Source organism: Brevundimonas sp. ABV4_179, from assembly GCF_056311945.1.
Genome location: NZ_CM149976.1, coordinates 1,432,739 through 1,452,171, shown reverse-complemented (window position 1 = coordinate 1,452,171; position 19,433 = coordinate 1,432,739). Strand labels below are relative to the sequence as shown.

Sequence of the window (19,433 nt, the reverse complement as noted above, 5' to 3'; positions counted from 1 at the left end):
CTTCGCCAAGCGCCGACCTAGGCCAGCACGTCGTCGTAATCGGGATGGCGCTTATGCCAGGCCACCGCATAGCTGCACTGCGGAAACAGCTTGATCCCGCTCTCGCGCGCATGTTCGGCCAGGGCCTGCATGAACCGCCCCGCCGCGCCCGACCCGCGCAACGCCTGATCGGCCTCGACGTGCAGGATCATCCGGGTGTCGCCGCGCACGGCGTAATCGGCCCAGACCTGGCCCTCTCCGCCGTCGCTCTTGAAGTCTTGTTCGAAGCGGTTCTCGTCCGCCTTGTCGATCAGTCGGCCCTGTCCGTCGGTCATGTTTCGCTCCTGTTTCCGAAGCCTCAACCGCCGACCGGCCCGCCGCGTTCCCGCCCGTCAGATCGGGCGGTTCTGCAACAGGTTGATCAGTCCCAGCACGCTCTTGACCGTGAACCAGACGCTGAGCAGGAACCAGATCAGCAGGAACAGAAACAGGAACGGTATGCCGATCAGCACCACCGAGGCCACGGCGCTGACCGCGATCCCGACCCAGGCGGCGATGGTCCACCAGAACACCGACCAGAACAGCGCGATCTGCGCGTCTATATGCTGGCGCGCCACGCCCGTCGCCGTCCCCCGCGCGACGTAGGACACCACCAGCCCGATCAGCACCAGCACATTGGCGCTGGGGATCGACAGGATGAACAGCGCCCAGGCGATCAGCGCGCCGACCTTGCCTTCCGGTTCGCGTCCGGCGATGAATTCGGGGGCGTCGGTCATGATGATCCTTGGTTCAGAACAGCCAGCTGCGGGGCTGGGGAACGGCCTGGCCGCTCTTCAGTTTCAGCACGCCATAGGCGCCGCGCGCCAGTATCCAGATCGCCACGGCGAACAGGACGATCACCCCGACATTGACCACCACCAGCCCGGCGCCGAGCACGGCCGCCCCGATCGCCCCGAACACGGTGCGCTTCTGATACAGGGCATGACTGCCTTCCAGCGCGTCGCCCGCCGTATCGCGCCGCATCACCGCCAGCAGCGCCACCAGGCACGAGGCGCCCAGGGTCGGCACCGCCAGCAGGATCAGCATATAGACCGCATAAAGCCGTATGGGCACGGCCGGGCCGGGCGCGCGCTCGGCCACCCGCTCGGACGCGCGCGGCGTTTCGGCCCGCATCCGGTCGCGCATGACCGCATGGGGGGCGGCGTTCGGCTTCGGGTGCGGGGCGAAGCGGGCGACGGGCTGCACCCCCTCGCTGCGCTCGAACGGTCCCGCCTGGGGCGCCAGGGGCGGATCGAACAGGTCCGGCTCGTCGTCCGGTTCCGGCGCCGGCGTCGGCTCCGGCGCACGCGCCCGCCCGGCCAGCGAGGCGGGCGAGACGAAGCCGACATGGGCGTCGTGATCGGTCTCGTCTTGCGCTTGGGCGGGGGTCTTGGGATCGCCGGGCTCGGCCATGAACAACGCTTCTCTCACGCCGGACGCCCGGCTGGACTCAAGGCGCCGACAATGGCGGTCGGGCGGGCCGGACGCAACCGGGCTTGACGCCCCTCAGCGCGCCAGCACGATCTCGCAGCCGGGGGCGATCACGGCGGCCAGGGCGCCGGGTTTTTCGATCCGCACGGTCGCGCGCCGCACCCGTCCGTCCTCCAGACAGGCCCGCGCCAGCCGTTCGGCGAAGGTCTCCACCAGACCCACGTGCCCGGCCTCGGCGATGGCCCGCGCCGCCTGGGCCACGGTCTCGTAGTCGATGGTGTCGGCCAGCCGCTCGATGGGGCGCGGCTCCAGCTCCAGCGTCACATCGATCACCAGCCGCTGCAGCCGCCCGTGTTCGTGGTCATAGACCCCTATGCCCGCCTCGACCTCCAGTCCGCGCACGAAGACGCTCAACCGTTCGAAACGCAACCGATCGTCCGCCGGCGACGGCGAAACCTGCGACGACTGGACCACGCAGCCTACTCCTGGATGTCGGGGGTGCGCCAGGCCAGATGCTGGCCCCCGTCGACGGCGATCATCTGGCCCGTGACCAGCCGGGCGTCAATCAGCCACAGCACGGCCTCGGCCACCGCCTCCGGGCTGCCGGGCGTTTCCAGCAGGGTGGCGCGCGCCTCGGCGGCGAACTCCTCGGGCGTCTGGTGGATGGACGGCAGGGTCGGCCCCGGCCCGACCCCGTTGACGCGGATGCCCGGCGCCAGCGCCTGGGCCAGGGTCTGGGTCGCCCACCACAGCCCGTTGCGCGACAGACTGTAGGAGAAGAAGCGCGGATCCGGCTTCAGCACCTTCTGGTCCAGCAGATTGACGATGGCCCCCTCGACAGCCTGCGCCGCGAACGCCTCGGCCAGCACGATGGGCGCGCGCAGATTGGTCTCGATATGCGTATCCCAGCTTTCGCGCGCCAGCCCGCCGATCCGGTCGTCCTCGAAAACCGAGGCGTTGTTGACCAGCGCCGTCACCGGCCCCAGCGCCTCGACCGCCGCCGGGATCAGCGCCCGCACCCGCGCCTCGTCCGTCAGGTCCGCCTGCAACAGGCACGCACGCCGCCCCAGGCCCGCGATCTCGTCGGCCAGGCCCCGCGCCTCGTCGCCCGACGCATGATGATGGATCGCCACGTCGAACCCGGCCCGCGCCAGCCTCAGACAGATGGCCCGCCCGATCCGCCGCGCCCCGCCCGTGACCAGGGCGACGCCGCGCCCCGGTCCAGCGACAGCCTCAGTCAACCCGACCGAACTCGAACACATTGAAGGCCGCGATGACGGCGATGAAGCCGAAGATGATGCCGAGCGCCAGCATGGAATGCTCCTGTTGTCCGTCTTGGCTTAGAGCCGGATGGGGCGGGGTTCAAGCGCCCGTCTTGGGCGCCTACAGCGCCGCGGCGATATATTCCGACATGAGGGTCGTCAGATCTCCGAACGTCATCTCGTCCACCTCCAGCTGAAGTCCCTGGCAAAGGGCCGGCAACTGCGCTTCGAATTGTTCGAAATCGCGGGCCATGGCCCGTCCACCCGGCACGGTCTTGGACCGGCTCTGATCCCTCAGCCAACTGGCGACCGCCTCGATGCAGACGGCAGGGTCGTCGCCGTGGGCGTGAATGTCCTGGCCGGCCAGGTCCGAGATGAACCTTTGATACCGGTATCGCTCCGTATCCATCACCAGGCAGCGCTTGCGCTTCTGCACCTCGTCGCCGAACCGTTTCGCACCTAGAAACAGGCCCAGTTCCAGCGGCATGTTGAATCGCGGCAGGGGCGGATCACCGTCGGATTCCGTGCGTGAGATGTCATGGACCCCGTATCGACACTGATCCACAATGTCTGAAATGGAGGCCCAGCGATTCTGGCTGGCGTCATCGACCTCCAGCGCGCATCGGGCGCGAAAACCAGACCGGGTGATGGCGAACACCATCGCCCGGAACATCGTCTGATAAGCGGAATCGAACGGGCAGTTGATAAAGACGTCCCGAGCGAAGGACGCCACTATTTTTGAGACGTCGCTTCGAGACGCGCAGCGATGGCGCCCCTCGCTTCACGAACGGTGAAATGGTTGGACGGCTTGGACGACTTCAGCACCGTGACCCCGTCCGAGGTCCGTCCGAGGCTCACGTAACGTCCGGTGGAGGCGTTACGGGCGATCTTCGGGTTTTGCGCAGGTGACTTCGCCATAGGATCAAGATCATGCATCTTCGTCCGGCGCGCAAGACTTGGCTGTCCGTAATCCGAGCACGAAACGCAACTCAGAGGCCTTGCCCCACCCATGACCTGGCGCATCCACGTCGAACCCTTCACCCGCCCGCTCTTCTTCGCCTGGTCGCGGCTGACGCGGGGCAAGACGCTGGGCGTGCGGGCGGTGGCGGTGGATGCGCAGGGGCGGGTGCTGTTGGTGCGGCACACCTATCTGGCGGGCTGGTGGCTGCCGGGCGGCGGGGTGGACCGGGGCGAGACGACGCAGGCCGCCGTGGTGCGCGAACTGCGCGAGGAGACCGGACTGATCGCGCGCGGGGCGCCGCGTCTGATCTCCCTGCATTCGAACGACCGCTTCTTTCCCGGCGACCATGTGGCGGTCTTTCGCATCGACGCCTTCGAGGCGGGTCCCGATGCGCCGCGCGACGGCGAGATCGCCGAGGTCGGCTGGTTCGATCCTGCCGCCCTGCCCGCCGACGTCAATCGGGGCTGTCGCGCGCGTCTGGCGGAGATTTTCGACGGCGCGCCGGTCGACGCCGACTGGTAGGCCCTGGCGTCACGTCCGCATCTGACGCACGACCATGGCAGCGTGCGACCATGACCCAGGCCGCCCCCGTCTATCGCGTCCGCTCGCAGCAGGTCTGGGACCTGGCGCGCGACGACTATCTGGCGGGCGAGCCTGCGCGCATCGTCTGCCGCCGCTATGACCTGGGGCTGTCGGCCTTTCGCATCCGCGCCCGCAAGGCGGGCTGGCGACGCCAGGATCAGGACGACCCCGATCTCTACGACCCCGCCCTGGCGCTGGAGGCGGTCGAGGATGTCGCCTTTTCCGACATGGCGGCCTCGGCGCGCCGTCGCCTGCAACTGGCCCTGATGGACGGCGAGGCGACCGAGGCCCAGCGCTGGCTGAAGATTTTCGAAACCCTGTCCGTCCTGGCGGCCGAAGCCGGCGATGTGCACCCATTGCACCCTGATTTCGCGCCCCCGCCGTCCGATCAGGGCGATCCGACCGCAATCCCCGCCACAGCCCCCGACGTTGGGACCGAACCGGACGAAGTGCACCCATTGCACCCTGTTTCTTCGTCGGCCGACGCCGACGGTCCCCAGGCGCCCCTCAACCGGGCCGAGCGCCGCCGCCTGCGTCGCGCCCATCGCCGAACGCCGCCCTCCGCAAGCCATGAAAGCCGTGCTAGCCAGGGGCCATGAACCCGTCCCTGTTCGCCATCCTCGTCGTCGTCCTGGCCGGGGGCGCCACCGCGCTCCAGGCGCCCACCAACGCCCGGCTGGCCAGCGCCGTGGCCTCGCCCGTCAACGCCGCCTTCATCTCGTTCGCGGTGGGGACCACGGTGCTGGGGGTGCTGGCCGCCATACTGCACACCCGGCCCGATATGACGGCGGTGCGCGCCCTGCCCTGGTACGCCTGGCTGGGCGGGCTTTACGGGGCCTGTTTCGTGGTCGCGGCCGCCTGGGGCGTGCCGCGTCTGGGCGTGGCCATGACCATCACCCTGATGGTCGGGGGCCAGTTGATGCTCAGCCTGGCGCTGGATCATTTCGGCGCCCTGGGCGTGCCGCACCAGCCGCTGAACCTGGGCCGGATCGCCGGCGTGGGCCTGGTTCTGGCCGGCGTCCTTCTGGTCCGGCGCTCCTGACCCTATATCCCGCCCGATGACCGCGGAGCCCCCCGATTCGAAACTGACCGCCGCCGCCCTGATCGCCGACGAGGCGCGGCGCGCGCCGGACAAGCCGGGCGTCTATCGCATGTATGGCGAGGACGGGTCGTGCCTCTACGTCGGCAAGGCCCGCAGCCTGAAGAAGCGTGTCGTCCAGTATGCGCAAGGGCGGTTCCACACCCAGCGCATCGGCCTGATGGTGGCCCAGACCCGGTCGATGGAGTTGGTGGTCACGGCGTCCGAGACCGAGGCCCTGCTGCTGGAATCCAACTTCATCAAGAAGCTGAAGCCGCGCTACAACGTGGTTCTGCGCGACGACAAATCCTTCGCCGAACTGATGATCCGCAGCGACCACCGCGCCCCCCAGGTCAAGAAGCATCGCGGCGCCCACACCACGCCCGGCCACTACTTCGGCCCCTTCGCCTCGACCTGGGCGGTCAACCGCACGCTGAACACCCTGCAGAAGGCCTTCCTGCTGCGGTCCTGTTCCGACAGCGTCTATGAGACCCGCACCCGCCCCTGCATGCTGCATCAGATCAAGCGCTGCTCGGCGCCCTGCACCGGCCTGATCTCGCTGGAGGATTACGGCGAACTGGTCGATGAGGCAGAGGCCTTTCTGCGTGGCAAGTCGCGCGCCGTCATCGGCCGCCTGTCGGGCGAGATGCAGGCCGCCTCGGACGCCATGGACTTCGAACAGGCCGCCCGCGTGCGCGACCGCATCCGGGCCCTGTCGGCCATCGCCATGGAGAACTCTGTCAGCGCCGACAGCGTGGCCGAAGGCGACGTCTTCGCCCTGCATTCCGATGGCGGTCAGGCCTGCGTCCAGGTCTTCTTCTATCGCGCTGGCCAGAACTGGGGCGGGCGCGCCTATTTCCCGCGTGTGGACAAGTCCGACACGGACCCGGAGATCCTGGCCGCCTTCTTGGGCCAGTTCTACGAGGACAAGCCCATCCCGCGCCTGATCCTGTCCAACGTCCGCCCGCACGAGCTGGAGCTGCTGGAAGAAGCCTTCTCGATGAAGGCGGATCGCAAGGTCGAGATCGCGCGGCCCCAGCGCGGCGAGAAGCTGGCCCTGGTCGACCACGCCCTGACCAATGCCAGGGAGGCCCTGGGCCGCCGCCTGGCCGAAAGCTCGGCCCAGGGCAAGATCCTCGACGAGGTGTGCGAGGCCTTCGGCCTGGAGGCCCGGCCCGAGCGGATCGAGATCTACGACAACGCCCATATCCAGGGCACAAACGCCGTCGGCGGCATGGTGGTGGCGGGGCCGGAGGGCTTCCAGAAGTCCCAGTACCGCAAGTTCAACATCCGGGGCGAAGACCTGACCCCCGGCGACGACTACGGCATGATGCGCGAGGTGATGCGCCGCCGCTTCGCCCGCCTGGTCAAGGACGAGGAGGAAGGCGAGGACGTCGTCCGCCCCGACCTGCTGCTGATCGACGGCGGCGCGGGACAGCTGGCCGAGGTTCTGGCCGTCATGGCCGAGATGGGCGTGGACGACATCGCCGTGGTCGGCGTGGCCAAGGGGCCGGATCGGGATGCCGGCATGGAGAAGTTCTTCATGCCGGGCAAGGCGCCCTTCATGCTGCCCCTGAAGTCTCCAGCCCTCTACTACCTTCAGCGACTGCGCGACGAAGCCCACCGCTTCGCCAACGGCGCCCACGCCAAGCGCCGCTCGATGGACATCAAGAAGAACCCGCTGGACGAGATCGAAGGCGTCGGCCCCGGCCGCAAGAAGGCCCTGCTCCACGCCTTCGGCTCCGCCAAGGGCGTCAGCCGCGCCTCCGTGGTCGATCTGGTCAAGGTGGACGGCGTCAGCCAGCCCCTGGCCGAACGCATCCACGCCTTCTTCCGTAAAAACTGAGCCGGATGTAAAGACCCCGTCATGAGCGACATCGAAGACGAACTGACCGCCGGCTATCGCCGTTTCCGCGCCGACCACTGGCCGACCGCGCGCGCCGAGTATGAAACCCTGGCCACCAAGGGCCAGAAGCCGCACACCCTGATCGTCGCCTGTTCCGACAGCCGCGCCGATCCGGCCCTGATCTTCGACGCCAAGCCGGGCGAGCTGTTCGTCGTCCGCAACGTGGCCAATCTGGTCCCGCCATACGAGCCGGACGGCAAGCTGCACGGCGTGTCGGCGGCGCTGGAGTTCGGGGTCAAGGTGCTGGGCGTCAAGCGGATCGTGGTCATGGGCCACGCCCACTGCGGCGGGGTCAACGCCATGATCCACGGCGCGCCCGAGATCGTCGCCGACTTCGTGGCCCCGTGGATCGCGCAAGGTGCGCCCGTCGTCCAGCACGTCGCAGAGACTGTCGCCCCCGACCAGCTGGAGCGCGCGGCCGAGGAGGCCATCGTGCGCCTGTCGATCCGAAACCTGCGCACCTTCCCCTGGATCGCGGAACGCGAGGCCAAGGGCGAGCTTCAGCTCAGCGGTCTTCACTTCGGCATCGCCGACGGCGCCCTGACCGCCCTGACCGACCAGCCCCGGTTCGAACCGTTGGCCTGACTTGCAGAAAGTAGTGAAAGTCACTACTTTTTGAGCATGGACCAAACCGTCACCGCTTCCGCCGCAAACCGGCACTTCTCCGAACTGCTCCGGCAGGTGGAGGGCGGGGAAACTGTGGCGGTGACCCGACACGGCAAGGTGGTGGCTCGCATAGTGCCCGCCGATCAGGAGGCCGATGCGCGCAAGGCGCGTGAAGCGGCGTTGAAGGCCTATCTGGCTCGCGCCGCCCAACGTCCCGTCATCGATATTGGACCCTGGACGCGCGACGAGCTTTACGAGCGGTGAAGGTCGCCATCGACACCAACGTCCTCGTTTATGCCGAGGGCGTCAGCGGCGCCCACAAGGGCGAAACGGCCCGTCTCCTTATGGACCGACTGAAGACCGACGCCGTCGTGCCGGTCCAGGTTCTGGCGGAATTCTTCAACGTCCTGACCCTGAAAGCGCGCATTCCAGCATCCGAAGCGCGCGGCCTCACGGGTCAACTGGCCGGCTTTTATCAGACGGTTCCAACGACGGATGGCCTGTTGGCTGAGGCTACGGCGCTAGCCGATCTTCATCGACTGAAGATATTCGACGCGATCATCCTTTCCGCCGCCGCCGAAGCCGGGTGCGGCCTTCTGCTTTCCGAAGACATGCAGGACGGCTTCGTCTATCGAGGCGTGACCGTCGCCAATCCGTTCGCAGAGACGCCGCATCCGCTGCTGGCGTCCTTGCTGGAGACCCTGCCATGACCGCCCACCGCGCCAACCCCATTCCCAACATCCTGACCGGCGCGCGCCTGGCCGCCGGGGTGGTGATGTTCCTGATCCTGGCGGGCGCGACCAGCGGCTTCCCCCTGGCCGATCAGTGGATGAGCCCCGACGACCAGTTCGCCCTTTACCGCGTCGCCTTCTGGATCTTCGTCATCGCCGCCTCTACCGACTGGATCGACGGCTTCCTGGCGCGGCGCTGGAACGCCACCACACGCTGGGGCGCGATCCTGGACCCCATCGCGGACAAGGTTCTGGTGACCGGCGCCATCCTGGGCGTGCTGACGTCCGGCTCGGTGCCGCAGATCATCATCCCCTGCGGCCTGATCCTGTTCCGCGAGTTCGCCGTCTCGGCCCTGCGCGAGACCATGGCCGGGCGGATCGAACTGCCCGTCACCCTGGCGGCCAAGTGGAAGACCACGCTGCAACTGGTCGCCCTGGGCTGTCAGCTGTTCGCCCGCAACTGGGACGGTTTCGGCCTGTCGCTGGACTGGCTCGACAACTTCCAGTTCTTCTCGGACGTGCTGATCTGGCTGGCCGCCATCATCACCCTGTGGACCGGCTGGCAGTATTTCCACGAAGCCCGCCGCCAGATGCGGGACCTCTAGGGCCTCAGCGTCAGGCCCGTCGGCGTGGCCTCGAAGGCCGACAAGCGACCCAGGTAGCTCATGCCCAGCAGGGAGTATTCCAGCCCCTGCTCGACCACCAGCGCCTCGACCTGATCGACCCGCGCCCCGGCGACCGAGACGGTGTTCAGCCGAACCGGCGCGGCGCGCACCATGCCCGACGCCGTCTGGATCCGGCCGGTGAAGCTCGCTGGTTCCGGCTGGACCCCGAGCCGACGAGCATCGGCCCGCGTCAGGACCACCACGCTGGCGCCGGTGTCCACCAGCACCCGCACCGCCCTTCCGTCGATCCGGGCGTGGGCCCAGTAGTGGCCGTCGTCGGCCTTGACCACCTGGGCGGCCGTGCCGACTGCGGCGGGCGCCACGACAGCGGCGGGGGCGGTCGCCGCTTGGGCCGCCCCGTCGCCCTCCAGATGCCGGATCGTCAGCGCCGTGGCGAAGGACGCCGTCAGGGCGACGCCGAACACGGTGATGGACTGGAAATCGATGCGGATCATGCCCCCTGTCTAGCGAGGCGATCTTTGGATGCCGTGAAACGACGTGGCTGACGAAAGCTTAAACCCCGCCCAGCTTCGCCGGATCAATCCGGTCGCGGCGCGATGGCAGGTCGGCCATCACCGCCGCACGCGCGTCGTCGCTCAGGGCCCGCCAGCCGGCGATCTCCTTCAGGGTGCGAAAGCATCCGAGGCACAGGCCGCTTTCGCCATCCACCGCGCACACCATGACGCAGGGGCTGGCGATGGCCTTGGGGGGACCGGGAGGAGCGGGATCGGGCGGGGTCATTGTGACGTCCGAACGAAAATCATTCCGACTCCTGACGAATAAATTTGCAAATTCACGAAACTGTCTTATGTTGTCCGATGACGCGAAACGACTGACGGTGGAATCCCATTGGTACGACGCGTCTCTTTTCATCGTTCTGCGAAAGGAGACGCCAAGATGAACGATAAGGAGCGTAACCTCCAACACGCCATGATGTCCTTCGCCCTGTGGGGCGGGATGCTGGTGAACAGTCGGCACATGCCGTCGAACTCGGGCCGGGTGGTCAGCCATCCGTCCAACTTCGTACCGTATACGATCAAGAAACGCTGACGGCCCTGTGCGGCCCAAGCCTGCGGAAGCCCCGGTCTCGCCGGGGCTTTTGCAATTGCGCCCTTGCCTAACCCTGCGGCGCCGGTCGATGACGGGCGCGAACATCGGAGACGACACATGGGCCTGATCGCCGAAGAGCGCCTGATCGCTGAGGAAAGAAGAGGCGCGATCCTGATCTGGACGCTGGACCGCGAGGCGCGACTGAACGCCCTGCCGGACCTGGGCGACGGCGACGAGGTCGCGTCGGCGTGCGAGCGGGTCAACGCCGATCCATCGGTCCGCTGCGTGGTGCTGACGGGCGCGGGGCGCGCCTTCTCGGCCGGCGGCGACCTGACGGCCATGCGGGACCGGCGCGATCTGTTCGAGGGATCGGGCGCGGCGATCCGCGAACGCTATCGCCGCCTCGTGCACCGGATCGTGCGGTCCCTGTATGGGCTGGAGGTTCCGCTGATCGCCGCCGTCAACGGGCCGGCGATGGGACTGGGCTGCGATATCGCGGGTCTGGGCGACATCCGCATCGCCTCGGAGCGGGCCAGCTTCGGCGTGCCCTTCCTGAAGCTGGGCATCATCCCCGGCGACGGCGGGTCGTGGCTGCTGCCGCGCAACATCGGCTACGCCCGCGCCGCCGAGATGCTGTTCACCGCCCGGTCCATCGACGCCGCGACCGCAGCCGAATGGGGTCTGGTCAACCGCGTGGTCGCGCATGACAGGCTGATGGACGAGGCCCTGACCACCGCCGCTCAGATCGCGGCCCAGCCGCCCCAGGCGCTGCGCATGGCCAAGACCCTGCTGCGCCAGGGCCGCGACACGACCTTCGACCAGATGCTGGAGATGTCGGCGGCCATGCAGGCCCTGGCCCATCTGACCGACGATCACCAGGAAGGCGTCGCCGCCGTGCTGGAAAAGCGACCAGGCGATTTCAAAGGAAACTGAACGGGGCTGGCGGCCCCGAAACGAAAAAGGGGCGCCGCAGCGCCCCTTCCCACGACCGATCGGCGGCGTCGGTTACTTCTGCCCCGCCGGACGCATGGCGGCGGACGGGCTGACGCCGGCCTGGACCGGGCGGGCGACGCCGGCCTTCTGACCGGGCTTCATGAACTTCACCAGAACGCGCTGGCCGATCAGGAAGGGCGTGTCGTCGGCCGAGACCACCACCTCGACCACCCGCTCGTCGGTGCGGGCCGAGGGGTCTTCGGATTGGAGCTGACGGGCGCCGAACACGGCGGCGCGGCGCAGCACGCGGCCCACGGTGATCTTGGTGGGATCGCCTTCCGGGGTCAGCTCGACCTCCTGGCCGACCGTGACATTGGGGATGTCGGCCTCGACGATCTCGGCGCGGACGATGCGGGCGGTGTCCGGCTCCAGATCAAACATGGCCGTTACGTTCAGGGTCGAGGCGCCGGCGCCGGGCTGGGCGTAGCGGCGGGCGATCCGGCCGTCCATCGGCGCGCGGATGACGGTCAGTTCCTGATTGTAGCGGGCCTCGGCCAGACGCGATTGGGCCGTCTGGATCGCGGCGTCCTGAGAGGCGATGCGCGCCTCGGCCTGGGCGATCTGATCGCGCGCCTGGTCCAGCCGCTGGGCCGCGACATTGTTGGTGGCCGACAGTTTCGACAGGCGGTCGTATTCGCGCCGCGCCGTGGTCAGTTCCACCCGCGACATCCCCAGCTGGGCGCGCGCCTCGGTGACGGCGGCGGCGGCGCTTTGGGCGGCCAGGCGCGTCTCGTCGTCTTCCTGGCGGGCCAGGATCTGGCCGGCGACGACGCGGTCGCCCTCATTGACCAGAACCTCGCGCACCACGCCGCCGCGACGGGCGGCGACCTTGATCACCCCGCCCTCGACGTCGGCCTTGCCGTTGGCGATGGCGGCGTAGGGGCTGTCGATCTTCTGGGACGCCTCCTTCTCCTGCTGCGCCTTCTTGGCGGCCCCGGCCTTGGAGAAGGCCATGAAGCCCCCGGCCAGCAGCACGATCAGGACCAGTCCGATCCAGAGCCATTTGTTCTTGAGGAAGGCGGGCATGACGGCAGGGTCCGTTCGAGAGAGGGCTTAGTGGGACGCCAGCTGGGCGTCGGGATTGGGGATGCGGCGTTGATCGTCCAGAATCTTGCCGTCCTCGATGTGAATGACGCGGTCGGCCCAGGCTTCCAGACGCGGGTCGTGGGTCACGCAGATGACGGCCGCGCCGTGTTCGGTGGCGGCGCGACGCAACAGACGGATCACAACCTGGCCGTTCTCGCCGTCCAGGGCCGAGGTTGGTTCGTCGGCGAACAGGATCTGGGGGTTCTTGGCCAGGGCGCGGGCGATGGCCACGCGCTGCTTCTCGCCGCCCGACAGGGCGCTGGGCCGCTGGTTCAGGCGATGGCCCAGCCCCACTTCCTCCAGAGCCGTAGTCGCCCGCGCCTTGGCTTCGGACTGGGACAGGCCCTGATACTTCAGGACCGTCATCACCTGCTGCAGCGCCGTCAGCGACGGGAACAGGTTGAAGCCCTGGAAGATGAATCCGCAGTGGTCCAGGCGGAACTTGTCGATCCGGCCCGCGCCGTATTTCCACAGGTCGTCGACGTCCAGGATGTCGACCCGGCCCTCCTCGGGCTTCAGCAGCCCCGACAGATTGGCGATCAGGGTGGACTTGCCCGAGCCGGACGGCCCCATGACCATGGTCAGATCGCCGTGCCGCGCGTCGAAGTCTACGCCCTTCAGCACCTCGACCCAGCTGCGGCCGGTCTTGAACCGTTTGACCAAGCCCTTGGCCTCGATGGCGAAATCGCCGTGCTTGCCGTGCGTGGTGGTATGAGAGGTCATCGCAGCAGATCCGCAGGCTGGCTCTTCTTCAGGACGCCCAGCGACAGGAAGCCGGAGCCCAGGGCGATCAGCACCAGCATGGCCGAAACCATGAGCACCATCGTCGGCGGGAAGGACATGGTCAGGCCCGTGCCGGCCGCCAGCAGGCTGACCAGCCAGGTCAGGACATAGGCCGCCAGCACGCCCGCGATGCCGACCCAGAAGCTGAGCTCCAGCACGATCCGACGCAGCGACCCCATGGAGACGCCCAACGCCCGCAGCGAGGCGAACTCCTTGATGTTGGCCATGATGGCGCCGCGCAGCGTCTGCCAGGTGATGGCCACGCCGATCAGAATCCCCAGGAACAGCGAGAAGCCCAGCATGATGGCGATGAAGCTCTCCTTCATCATCGCGCCCTCATTGGCCTTGGCCAGGTCCTGACGGGTCCAGGCCTTGAACTGGCCGTTTGCGATGGCGTTCAGCTGGGCCACCACGACAGCCGCGCGGGCCGGGTTCTTGATCTGCACCATCAGCGGCCCGACCCGCTCGCCGGTGTTGGCCTCGCCCAGCATCCGCAGGGTGTCGCGCGACATGACCACGGTGGCCTGCATCATGTTGGGATAGCCCTGGGTCACGGCCGCGACCCGCACGGTCTTGCCGTTGTAGGACGCCTGGTCGCCTAGCTTGACGCCCAGACGTCCCAGGGCGGTCTGGTCGACCGCCACGGCGTAGGGCTGGCGCAGGGCCTCGACCAGGTCGTCGGAATAGTCGGTCGGCACCGTCACCGCGCCGGGCACGGCGTCGATGGTGGTGACATTGACGAATTCCATCTTCTTGGCGCCCTCGGACGCCTTGCCCTGCGTATCCTGGTTCTTGACGATGTTCTGCCAACGACCGCCCGAACCATCCAGGTCGGCGACGGCGATCACCTCAGGGTGCTGATAGACCACCGGCATGATGCGGCGGGGCACGCCCGACGGTCCGCCGTTGAACAGGGCCGTTGCGCCGGGGCTGAGGATCATGATGTCGGCGCGCGCACGGTCGATCTGGGCCGTGAACGCCTTGCCGATGCCCATGAACATGCCGACCTGGGCCAGGACCAGCAGACCCGAAAAGGCCAGCGCAACGATGGCGGCCATGTAGCGGCGCCATTCGTAGAGCAGCGTTGAAAGTGCAAGCGACATGAACCGGCGGTTCCCCCGAACTGGGCGCTATCTGACCGCGAGCCATCGCACCGCCAAGTTAAATCGCAGTAAGGCTGGGGTCGTGTTCGAGCGGGCCTGATCGGTTGCGCCGTATTGAACACGAGATTAAGGCCCGTGCAGCCCTTGGCGCCGGCCCATCGTCGGCGTTAGTTACAACATAACAGATGGGACAGGCTGTCCCACGTTCCGGGAAACACGCCGCCATGTCCTTGCCCTCGCTTCGTCTCACCGCCTCTCTCGCCGCGCTCGGCGCCGCGACCGCCGTGCTGTCGGCGCCCGCTTCTCCGGCCAAGGCCGACGAGGGGATGTGGACCTTCGACAACTTCCCCATCGCTACGGTGAACCAGAAGTACGGGACCAACATCGATCAGGCCTGGCTGGACCGGGTCCGCAACGCCGCCGTGCGCCTTCAGGGCTGCTCGGCCTCGCTGGTGTCGGGCGAAGGCCTGGTGCTGACCAACCACCACTGCGTCGTCTCGTGCGTGCAGGACCTGTCCACGGCCCAGAACGACTACGTCAAGAACGGCTGGATGCCCGGCTCCCGCGAGGAAGAGAAGAAGTGCCCCGGCCAGACGGCCGAAATCCTGACCGACATCACCGACGTCACCGACCGGGTCGTCGGCGCCGGCGCCGGGCTTGAGGGCGCCGCCTTCGTCCAGGCGCGCGCCGCCGAGATCGACAAAATCCAGAAGGAGGTCTGCGGCGACGACCAGAAGCTGACTTGCCAGGTCATCAGCTTCTATCGGGGCGGCCAGTACAAGCTGTACAAGTTCCGCAAGTATGACGACGTGCGCCTGGTCTTCGCGCCCGAGTTTCAGGCTGCCTTCTTCGGCGGCGACCCGGACAACTTCAACTTCCCCCGCTACGCCCTGGATGCCGGTTTCCTGCGGATCTACGAAGACGGCAAGCCGGTCGCTACGCCGAACCACCTGACCTGGAACGCCAATGCACCCAAGGAAGGCGACGTCACCTTCGTCGCCGGCAATCCCGGCTCCACCCAGCGCCTGCTGACGGTGGCCCAGCTGGAGGCGCTGCGCGATCAGCAGATGCCGCTGACCCTGATCCAGTCGTCCGAACTGCGCGGCCGCCTGCTGGAGTATTCGACCGCGGGCGAAGAGGCCAAGCGGGTCACCGTCGATCCGCTGTTCGGCCTGGAGAACAGCTTCAAGGTCTTCTACGGCCAGCAGGGCGCCCTGACCGATCCGGCCTTCATGGCCACCAAGCGCCGCGAGGAGCAGGAACTGCGTCAGCGCGTCGCCGCCGACCCGGCCCTGGCCCAGCGCATCGGCGACCCCTGGGCCGATCTGGAGCGCGTCTCGACCGCGCAACGCGACCTGTATCTGCCCTATCGCCAGCTGGAATCGGCGGCGGGCCAGCGGTCGCAGCTGTACAGCTACGCCAAGGCCATCGTCCGCGCCTCCAAAGAGCGGGCCAAGCCGGTCGCTGAGCGCCGCGCCGGCTATTCCGACGCCGACATCGCCTCGCTGGGCCGCCGCCTGGCGACCGAGACGCCGATCTCGACCGATCTGGAGAAGATCTTCCTGGACTTCTGGCTGTCCAAGACCCGCGAGTATCTGACCGTCGATAACGCCAACGTTAAGGCGCTGCTGGGCAAGGAAAGCCCCGAGCAGGTGGCCCAGCGCCTGATCGACGGCACGCGCCTGGCCGATCCAGCTTTCCGCGCCCAGGCCCTGGCCATGACGCCGGAGCAACTGGCCGCTTCGGGCGATCCGCTGATCGCCTTCGTCCTGGCCAATGACGACGCAGCCCAGGCCGTGCGCACCCAATGGGAATCGGCCGTGTCCGGCCCGACCAGCCGCGCGGGCGAAAAGATCGCCCAGGCCCGGTTCGCGGTTTACGGGACCAACCTGTACCCCGACGCGACCTTCAGCTTGCGCCTGTCCTATGGCCAGGTGAAGGGCTGGACCTATCGCGGCGTGACGGTGGAGCCCTTCACCCAGATCGGCGGCCTGTATGAGCGCAACACCGGCGCCGAACCGTTCAATGCGGCGACCGACTGGCTGGCGGCCGAGAACAAGGTGAACAAGGCGACCGTCTATGACTTCGTCTCGACCAACGACATCATCGGCGGCAACTCGGGATCGCCGGTCATCAACGCCAAGGGTGAAGTCATCGGCGCGGCCTTCGACGGCAACATCCACTCGCTGGGCGGCAGCTTCGGCTACGACCCCGAGCTGAACCGCACGGTGACGGTCTCGACCGCCGCCATCACCGAGGCCCTGCGCAACGTCTACAACCAGCCGCGCCTGCTGCGCGAACTGGGCGTGCGTCGCTGATCAAGGACGGAGTCTCCTCCCCGCTTTGCGGGGAGGGGGACCGCGAAGCGGTGGAGGGGCTCTTCACTACCGCGCCGGGGCCTGTCATGTGTCGCAGAGCCCCTCCGTCACGACGCTGAAGAAGCGCCGCGCCACCTCCCCGCACAGCGGGGAGAGACTTCAAGGATCGCTCCATGCGCCCTCTTCTCCTCGCCTCCGCCGCCCTTATCGCCTTCGCCGCCACGTCGGCGCGCGCGGAGGAAGGCATGTGGACCTACGACAACTTCCCGATCGCCCGCGCCAACCAGACGCTGGGAACTAACATCGACCAGGCCTTCCTGGATCGGGTGCGGCTGTCGTCGGTGAAGTTCGGCGGCTGTTCGGCGGGGGTGGTGTCGGGCCAGGGGCTGGTCATGACCAACAACCACTGCGTCGCCACCTGCGTCGCCAACCTGTCCACGCCGCAACAGCAGTACGGCGAGACGGGCTTTACGCCCAAGACGCGCGAGGAAGAGCGCAAATGTCCCGGCGCGACAGCCGAAATCCTGACCGACATCTCCGACGTGACCGAGCGGATGCACAAGGCCGGCGAGGGCCTGGACGGCCAGGCCTTCACCCAGGCGCGCGAGGCCGAGGCCGGGCGCATCGAGACCGAGGCCTGCGGCGCCGACCCCAAGATCCGCTGCCAGGTCGTCAGCCTTTATCGCGGCGGCCAGTTCAAGCTCTATAAGTTCCGCAAATACACCGACGTGCGTCTAGCCTGGGCGCCGGAAGACCGCGCCGCGACCTTTGGCGGCGATCTGGACAACTTCTCCTTCCCGCGCTTCGCCATCGATGCGGCCTTCATCCGCCTGTACGAGGACGGAAAGCCGGTCGAGACCCCGACCCACTTCGTCTGGAACGCCGACAAGCCGACCGAGGGCGAGGCCGTCTTCGTTTCGGGCAATCCGGGCGCGACGCAGCGCCTGCTGACCATGGATCAGCTGGCCACCATCCGCGACGTGGTCCTGCCGCTGGATCAGTTGATCGCATCCGAACTGCGCGGTCGTCTGATCCGCTATTCCGAAGAGGGCGAGGACCAGGCCTTCATCGCCATGGACCCCATCGTCGGCGTGGAGAACACCTACAAGCGCGGCCTGGGCCGGATGCGCGCCCTGACCGACGCCGACTTCATCCAGGCCAAGGCGGCGGCCGAGGCCGACTTCATGCAGCGTTACGCCGCCGCCGACGCCAACGGCTCGAACCCGTGGGAGGCGCTGAAGACCATTCAGCCGCTGGCCCGCGAACTCTACGCGCCCACCGCCCTGCTGGAGGGCGGCACCGCCATGGGCACGACCTCGGTCGCGGGCGGATCGCAGCTGTTCCAGTGGGCCAAGGCCATCGTGCGCGGCGCGCAGGAGCGGGCCAAGCCGTCGGACCAGCGTCTGGCCGAGTTCGCCGACAGCCGCCTGCCCGGCGTCGAATCCGGCCTGTTCGCTGAAAAGCCCACCTATCCCGAACTGGAGCAGATCCGGCTGGAATGGTGGCTGTCCAAGACCCGCGAATGGCTGACGGTCGACAGCCCCTACGTTCGCACCCTGCTGGGCAAGGAAAGCCCCGAGGACCTGTCGGCGCGCGTCGTCGCCGGCACCAGGCTGGCCGATCCGGCGGTGCGTCGCGCCCTGTGGACCGGCGGTCTGGCGGCGGTTCAGGCGTCCGACGATCCGATGATCCAATATGTGCTGTCGATCGACGCCGACGCCCGGGCCGCCCGCGCCGAGTGGGAGAACAAGGTCAAGGCGCCGACCGACCGCGCTTCCGAACAGTTGGCCGCCGCCCGCTTCGCCGCCTATGGCGACGCGGTCTATCCCGACGCGACCGGCACTTTGCGCCTGACCTATGGCAAGGTCGAAGGCTCCGACGTGCCGGGCCAGCGGTTCGGCGCCTTCACCACCTTCGCCGGCCTGTGGGACCGCGCCACCGGCGCCGAGCCGTTCAAGGTCGCGCCCAAGCTGATGGCCGCCAAGGACCGGATCGACCCGAACGCGGTGATGGACATGGCCGTGTCCACCGACACCATCGGCGGTTCATCCGGCTCGCCCGCCGTCAACGCCAAGGGCGAGATCGTCGGGGCCAACTTCGATTCCACCGTCCTGACCCAGCGCAACGCCTATGGCTACGACCGCAACACCAACCGCAGCGTGATCGTGACCACCCAGGCGGTGACGGTGGCCCTGCGCGATGTCTATGGGATGGACCACCTGCTGACGGAGCTGGGCGTCCGCCATTGAGCCGGATCGCCTTTCGGGCGGCGACGTCCGACGATGTCGCCGCCCTGCATCCGTTGATCGAACGGGCGTATCGCGGCGAGACGGCCAAGGCCGGATGGACGCACGAGGCCGACCTGCTGTTCGACAGGCGGACCAGCGCCGAGGAGTTGGCGGGTCTGATCGCCGATCCCGATCGGGTCATCCTGCTGGCGCACGACGCCGACGATCTGGTCGGATGCGTGCAGGTCGCCCGGGCCGGCGAGGACCGGGCCTATCTGGGGATGCTGACGGTCGAGCCGACGCTGCAGGCGTCCGGCCTGGGGCGTCGTCTGCTGGCCGTCGCAGAGGCCGAGGCCGTCGCCCGGTTCGGGGCGCGGCGCATGGAGATGACCGTGATCCATCGCCGCGCGGAACTGATCGCCTGGTACGCGCGGCGCGGCTACGCCCCGACCGGCGAGACCCGCCCCTTCCCTGTCGATCCGCCCCGGCCCGAACTGGCGTTCGTGGTGCTGGAGAAGGGGCTCTGAACCTGTCTTTCTCCGTGTGGGAGAAGGTGGCCTAAAGGGCCGGATGAGGGTCGAGCGACGGGCCAGGTCGTAGCACCCGACCCTCATCCTTTCGCGCCGGAACGC

24 protein-coding genes are annotated in these 19,433 nt (G+C 68.0%); 13 read left to right on the top strand and 11 right to left on the bottom strand.

The window, feature by feature from the left end:
• Positions 1-17: 17 nt before the first annotated feature.
• From ACYX4P_RS07030 to ACYX4P_RS07005, 6 genes are all read right to left on the bottom strand, one after another.
• Positions 18-314, bottom strand: a complete 297-nt coding sequence (locus ACYX4P_RS07030; protein WP_248117569.1) for a GNAT family N-acetyltransferase — start codon at positions 312-314, stop codon at positions 18-20.
• A gap of 57 nt (positions 315-371) precedes the next feature.
• The gene (locus ACYX4P_RS07025) at positions 372-755 is read right to left on the bottom strand and encodes a hypothetical protein (RefSeq protein WP_248117571.1); all 384 of its coding nucleotides are present in this window, start codon (positions 753-755) and stop codon (positions 372-374) included.
• Positions 756-768: 13 nt separating this feature from the next.
• On the bottom strand, positions 769-1,431 hold the full coding sequence (locus ACYX4P_RS07020) for a hypothetical protein (RefSeq protein ID WP_248117573.1): 663 nt from the start codon (positions 1,429-1,431) through the stop codon (positions 769-771).
• Positions 1,432-1,524: 93 nt separating this feature from the next.
• Positions 1,525-1,923, bottom strand: coding sequence for a dihydroneopterin aldolase (gene folB / locus ACYX4P_RS07015; RefSeq protein WP_248117575.1), 399 nt, complete (start codon positions 1,921-1,923; stop codon positions 1,525-1,527).
• A gap of 5 nt (positions 1,924-1,928) precedes the next feature.
• Complete coding sequence (locus ACYX4P_RS07010; RefSeq protein WP_248117577.1) at positions 1,929-2,690, bottom strand: SDR family oxidoreductase; 762 nt, start codon at positions 2,688-2,690, stop codon at positions 1,929-1,931.
• 142 nt (positions 2,691-2,832) lie between these two features.
• Positions 2,833-3,444: a nucleotide-binding protein gene (locus ACYX4P_RS07005; protein WP_248117579.1), complete on the bottom strand. Its 612-nt coding sequence runs from the start codon at positions 3,442-3,444 to the stop codon at positions 2,833-2,835.
• 276 nt (positions 3,445-3,720) lie between these two features.
• Here ACYX4P_RS07005 and ACYX4P_RS07000 point away from each other — a divergent pair, with 276 nt between their 5' ends.
• The 8 genes from ACYX4P_RS07000 to pgsA are packed head-to-tail and all read left to right on the top strand — an operon-like array spanning position 3,721 to position 9,180.
• Complete coding sequence (locus tag ACYX4P_RS07000) at positions 3,721-4,194, top strand: NUDIX domain-containing protein (RefSeq protein ID WP_248117581.1); 474 nt, start codon at positions 3,721-3,723, stop codon at positions 4,192-4,194.
• A gap of 50 nt (positions 4,195-4,244) precedes the next feature.
• Positions 4,245-4,853 (top strand): hypothetical protein, encoded by a 609-nt coding sequence (locus ACYX4P_RS06995; protein ID WP_248117583.1) that lies wholly within the window; start codon positions 4,245-4,247, stop codon positions 4,851-4,853.
• The gene (locus ACYX4P_RS06990) at positions 4,850-5,296 is read left to right on the top strand and encodes a DMT family transporter (RefSeq protein WP_248117585.1); all 447 of its coding nucleotides are present in this window, start codon (positions 4,850-4,852) and stop codon (positions 5,294-5,296) included. Before ACYX4P_RS06995 ends, ACYX4P_RS06990 begins: the two co-directional genes overlap by 4 nt.
• Positions 5,297-5,312: 16 nt before the next feature.
• A complete protein-coding gene (gene uvrC, locus ACYX4P_RS06985; protein ID WP_248117587.1) occupies positions 5,313-7,178 on the top strand; it encodes an excinuclease ABC subunit UvrC in 1,866 nt (621 codons plus the stop codon).
• Between the two features lie 21 nt (positions 7,179-7,199).
• Positions 7,200-7,823, top strand: coding sequence for a carbonic anhydrase (locus ACYX4P_RS06980; RefSeq protein ID WP_248117589.1), 624 nt, complete (start codon positions 7,200-7,202; stop codon positions 7,821-7,823).
• Positions 7,824-7,859: 36 nt separating this feature from the next.
• Positions 7,860-8,108, top strand: a complete 249-nt coding sequence (locus ACYX4P_RS06975) for a type II toxin-antitoxin system Phd/YefM family antitoxin (protein ID WP_248118052.1) — start codon at positions 7,860-7,862, stop codon at positions 8,106-8,108.
• Positions 8,105-8,554, top strand: coding sequence for a PIN domain-containing protein (locus tag ACYX4P_RS06970; protein ID WP_248117591.1), 450 nt, complete (start codon positions 8,105-8,107; stop codon positions 8,552-8,554). The genes ACYX4P_RS06975 and ACYX4P_RS06970 overlap by 4 nt, the downstream gene beginning before the upstream one ends.
• The gene (pgsA, locus tag ACYX4P_RS06965; RefSeq protein WP_248117593.1) at positions 8,551-9,180 is read left to right on the top strand and encodes a CDP-diacylglycerol--glycerol-3-phosphate 3-phosphatidyltransferase; all 630 of its coding nucleotides are present in this window, start codon (positions 8,551-8,553) and stop codon (positions 9,178-9,180) included. Before ACYX4P_RS06970 ends, pgsA begins: the two co-directional genes overlap by 4 nt.
• Here the strand turns inward: pgsA and ACYX4P_RS06960 are convergent.
• Positions 9,177-9,695, bottom strand: a complete 519-nt coding sequence (locus ACYX4P_RS06960; protein ID WP_248117595.1) for a retropepsin-like aspartic protease family protein — start codon at positions 9,693-9,695, stop codon at positions 9,177-9,179. The two genes, pgsA and ACYX4P_RS06960, sit on opposite strands and share 4 nt — an antisense overlap.
• Positions 9,696-9,753: 58 nt before the next feature.
• Positions 9,754-9,981, bottom strand: a complete 228-nt coding sequence (locus ACYX4P_RS06955; protein ID WP_248117597.1) for a DUF1289 domain-containing protein — start codon at positions 9,979-9,981, stop codon at positions 9,754-9,756.
• Between the two features lie 156 nt (positions 9,982-10,137).
• On the opposite strand from ACYX4P_RS06955, the gene ACYX4P_RS06950 reads away from it, so the two are divergent.
• A complete protein-coding gene (locus ACYX4P_RS06950) occupies positions 10,138-10,290 on the top strand; it encodes a hypothetical protein (RefSeq protein ID WP_017505113.1) in 153 nt (50 codons plus the stop codon).
• A gap of 117 nt (positions 10,291-10,407) precedes the next feature.
• Complete coding sequence (locus ACYX4P_RS06945; RefSeq protein ID WP_248117599.1) at positions 10,408-11,223, top strand: crotonase/enoyl-CoA hydratase family protein; 816 nt, start codon at positions 10,408-10,410, stop codon at positions 11,221-11,223.
• A gap of 72 nt (positions 11,224-11,295) precedes the next feature.
• On the opposite strand, the gene ACYX4P_RS06940 is transcribed toward ACYX4P_RS06945, so the two are convergent.
• Genes ACYX4P_RS06940 through ACYX4P_RS06930 form a run of 3 tightly spaced genes read right to left on the bottom strand, consistent with a single transcriptional unit; the run spans position 11,296 to position 14,255 of the window.
• Positions 11,296-12,309 carry an HlyD family secretion protein gene (locus tag ACYX4P_RS06940; protein WP_248117601.1) on the bottom strand — a complete coding sequence of 338 codons (1,014 nt, stop codon included), beginning with the start codon at positions 12,307-12,309 and terminating at the stop codon, positions 11,296-11,298.
• Positions 12,310-12,336: 27 nt separating this feature from the next.
• Positions 12,337-13,092, bottom strand: a complete 756-nt coding sequence (locus tag ACYX4P_RS06935) for an ABC transporter ATP-binding protein (RefSeq protein WP_248117603.1) — start codon at positions 13,090-13,092, stop codon at positions 12,337-12,339.
• The gene (locus tag ACYX4P_RS06930; protein ID WP_248117605.1) at positions 13,089-14,255 is read right to left on the bottom strand and encodes an ABC transporter permease; all 1,167 of its coding nucleotides are present in this window, start codon (positions 14,253-14,255) and stop codon (positions 13,089-13,091) included. The genes ACYX4P_RS06935 and ACYX4P_RS06930 overlap by 4 nt, the downstream gene beginning before the upstream one ends.
• Positions 14,256-14,479: 224 nt before the next feature.
• Here ACYX4P_RS06930 and ACYX4P_RS06925 point away from each other — a divergent pair, with 224 nt between their 5' ends.
• The 3 genes from ACYX4P_RS06925 to ACYX4P_RS06915 all read left to right on the top strand — a co-directional run bounded on the left by ACYX4P_RS06925 (position 14,480) and on the right by ACYX4P_RS06915 (position 19,328).
• Positions 14,480-16,573: a S46 family peptidase gene (locus ACYX4P_RS06925; RefSeq protein ID WP_248117607.1), complete on the top strand. Its 2,094-nt coding sequence runs from the start codon at positions 14,480-14,482 to the stop codon at positions 16,571-16,573.
• A 173-nt stretch (positions 16,574-16,746) separates the two neighbouring features.
• Positions 16,747-18,822, top strand: a complete 2,076-nt coding sequence (locus ACYX4P_RS06920) for a S46 family peptidase (protein ID WP_248117608.1) — start codon at positions 16,747-16,749, stop codon at positions 18,820-18,822.
• A complete protein-coding gene (locus ACYX4P_RS06915; RefSeq protein ID WP_248117609.1) occupies positions 18,819-19,328 on the top strand; it encodes a GNAT family N-acetyltransferase in 510 nt (169 codons plus the stop codon). The genes ACYX4P_RS06920 and ACYX4P_RS06915 overlap by 4 nt, the downstream gene beginning before the upstream one ends.
• The last annotated feature ends 105 nt before the right edge of the window (positions 19,329-19,433 follow it).

Coding starts and splice junctions, on each gene's coding strand:
- ACYX4P_RS07000 (WP_248117581.1), top strand. CDS start 3,721: ATGACCTGGCGCATCCACGTCGAACCCTTCACCCGCCCGCTCTTCTTC.
- ACYX4P_RS06995 (WP_248117583.1), top strand. CDS start 4,245: ATGACCCAGGCCGCCCCCGTCTATCGCGTCCGCTCGCAGCAGGTCTGG.
- ACYX4P_RS06990 (WP_248117585.1), top strand. CDS start 4,850: ATGAACCCGTCCCTGTTCGCCATCCTCGTCGTCGTCCTGGCCGGGGGC.
- ACYX4P_RS07020 (WP_248117573.1), bottom strand. CDS start 1,431: ATGGCCGAGCCCGGCGATCCCAAGACCCCCGCCCAAGCGCAAGACGAG.
- ACYX4P_RS06945 (WP_248117599.1), top strand. CDS start 10,408: ATGGGCCTGATCGCCGAAGAGCGCCTGATCGCTGAGGAAAGAAGAGGC.
- uvrC (WP_248117587.1), top strand. CDS start 5,313: ATGACCGCGGAGCCCCCCGATTCGAAACTGACCGCCGCCGCCCTGATC.
- ACYX4P_RS06940 (WP_248117601.1), bottom strand. CDS start 12,309: ATGCCCGCCTTCCTCAAGAACAAATGGCTCTGGATCGGACTGGTCCTG.
- ACYX4P_RS06925 (WP_248117607.1), top strand. CDS start 14,480: ATGTCCTTGCCCTCGCTTCGTCTCACCGCCTCTCTCGCCGCGCTCGGC.
- ACYX4P_RS07025 (WP_248117571.1), bottom strand. CDS start 755: ATGACCGACGCCCCCGAATTCATCGCCGGACGCGAACCGGAAGGCAAG.
- ACYX4P_RS06975 (WP_248118052.1), top strand. CDS start 7,860: ATGGACCAAACCGTCACCGCTTCCGCCGCAAACCGGCACTTCTCCGAA.
- ACYX4P_RS06920 (WP_248117608.1), top strand. CDS start 16,747: ATGCGCCCTCTTCTCCTCGCCTCCGCCGCCCTTATCGCCTTCGCCGCC.
- ACYX4P_RS06980 (WP_248117589.1), top strand. CDS start 7,200: ATGAGCGACATCGAAGACGAACTGACCGCCGGCTATCGCCGTTTCCGC.
- ACYX4P_RS06950 (WP_017505113.1), top strand. CDS start 10,138: ATGAACGATAAGGAGCGTAACCTCCAACACGCCATGATGTCCTTCGCC.
- ACYX4P_RS06930 (WP_248117605.1), bottom strand. CDS start 14,255: ATGTCGCTTGCACTTTCAACGCTGCTCTACGAATGGCGCCGCTACATG.
- ACYX4P_RS06960 (WP_248117595.1), bottom strand. CDS start 9,695: ATGATCCGCATCGATTTCCAGTCCATCACCGTGTTCGGCGTCGCCCTG.
- ACYX4P_RS06955 (WP_248117597.1), bottom strand. CDS start 9,981: ATGACCCCGCCCGATCCCGCTCCTCCCGGTCCCCCCAAGGCCATCGCC.
- pgsA (WP_248117593.1), top strand. CDS start 8,551: ATGACCGCCCACCGCGCCAACCCCATTCCCAACATCCTGACCGGCGCG.
- ACYX4P_RS07030 (WP_248117569.1), bottom strand. CDS start 314: ATGACCGACGGACAGGGCCGACTGATCGACAAGGCGGACGAGAACCGC.
- ACYX4P_RS06935 (WP_248117603.1), bottom strand. CDS start 13,092: ATGACCTCTCATACCACCACGCACGGCAAGCACGGCGATTTCGCCATC.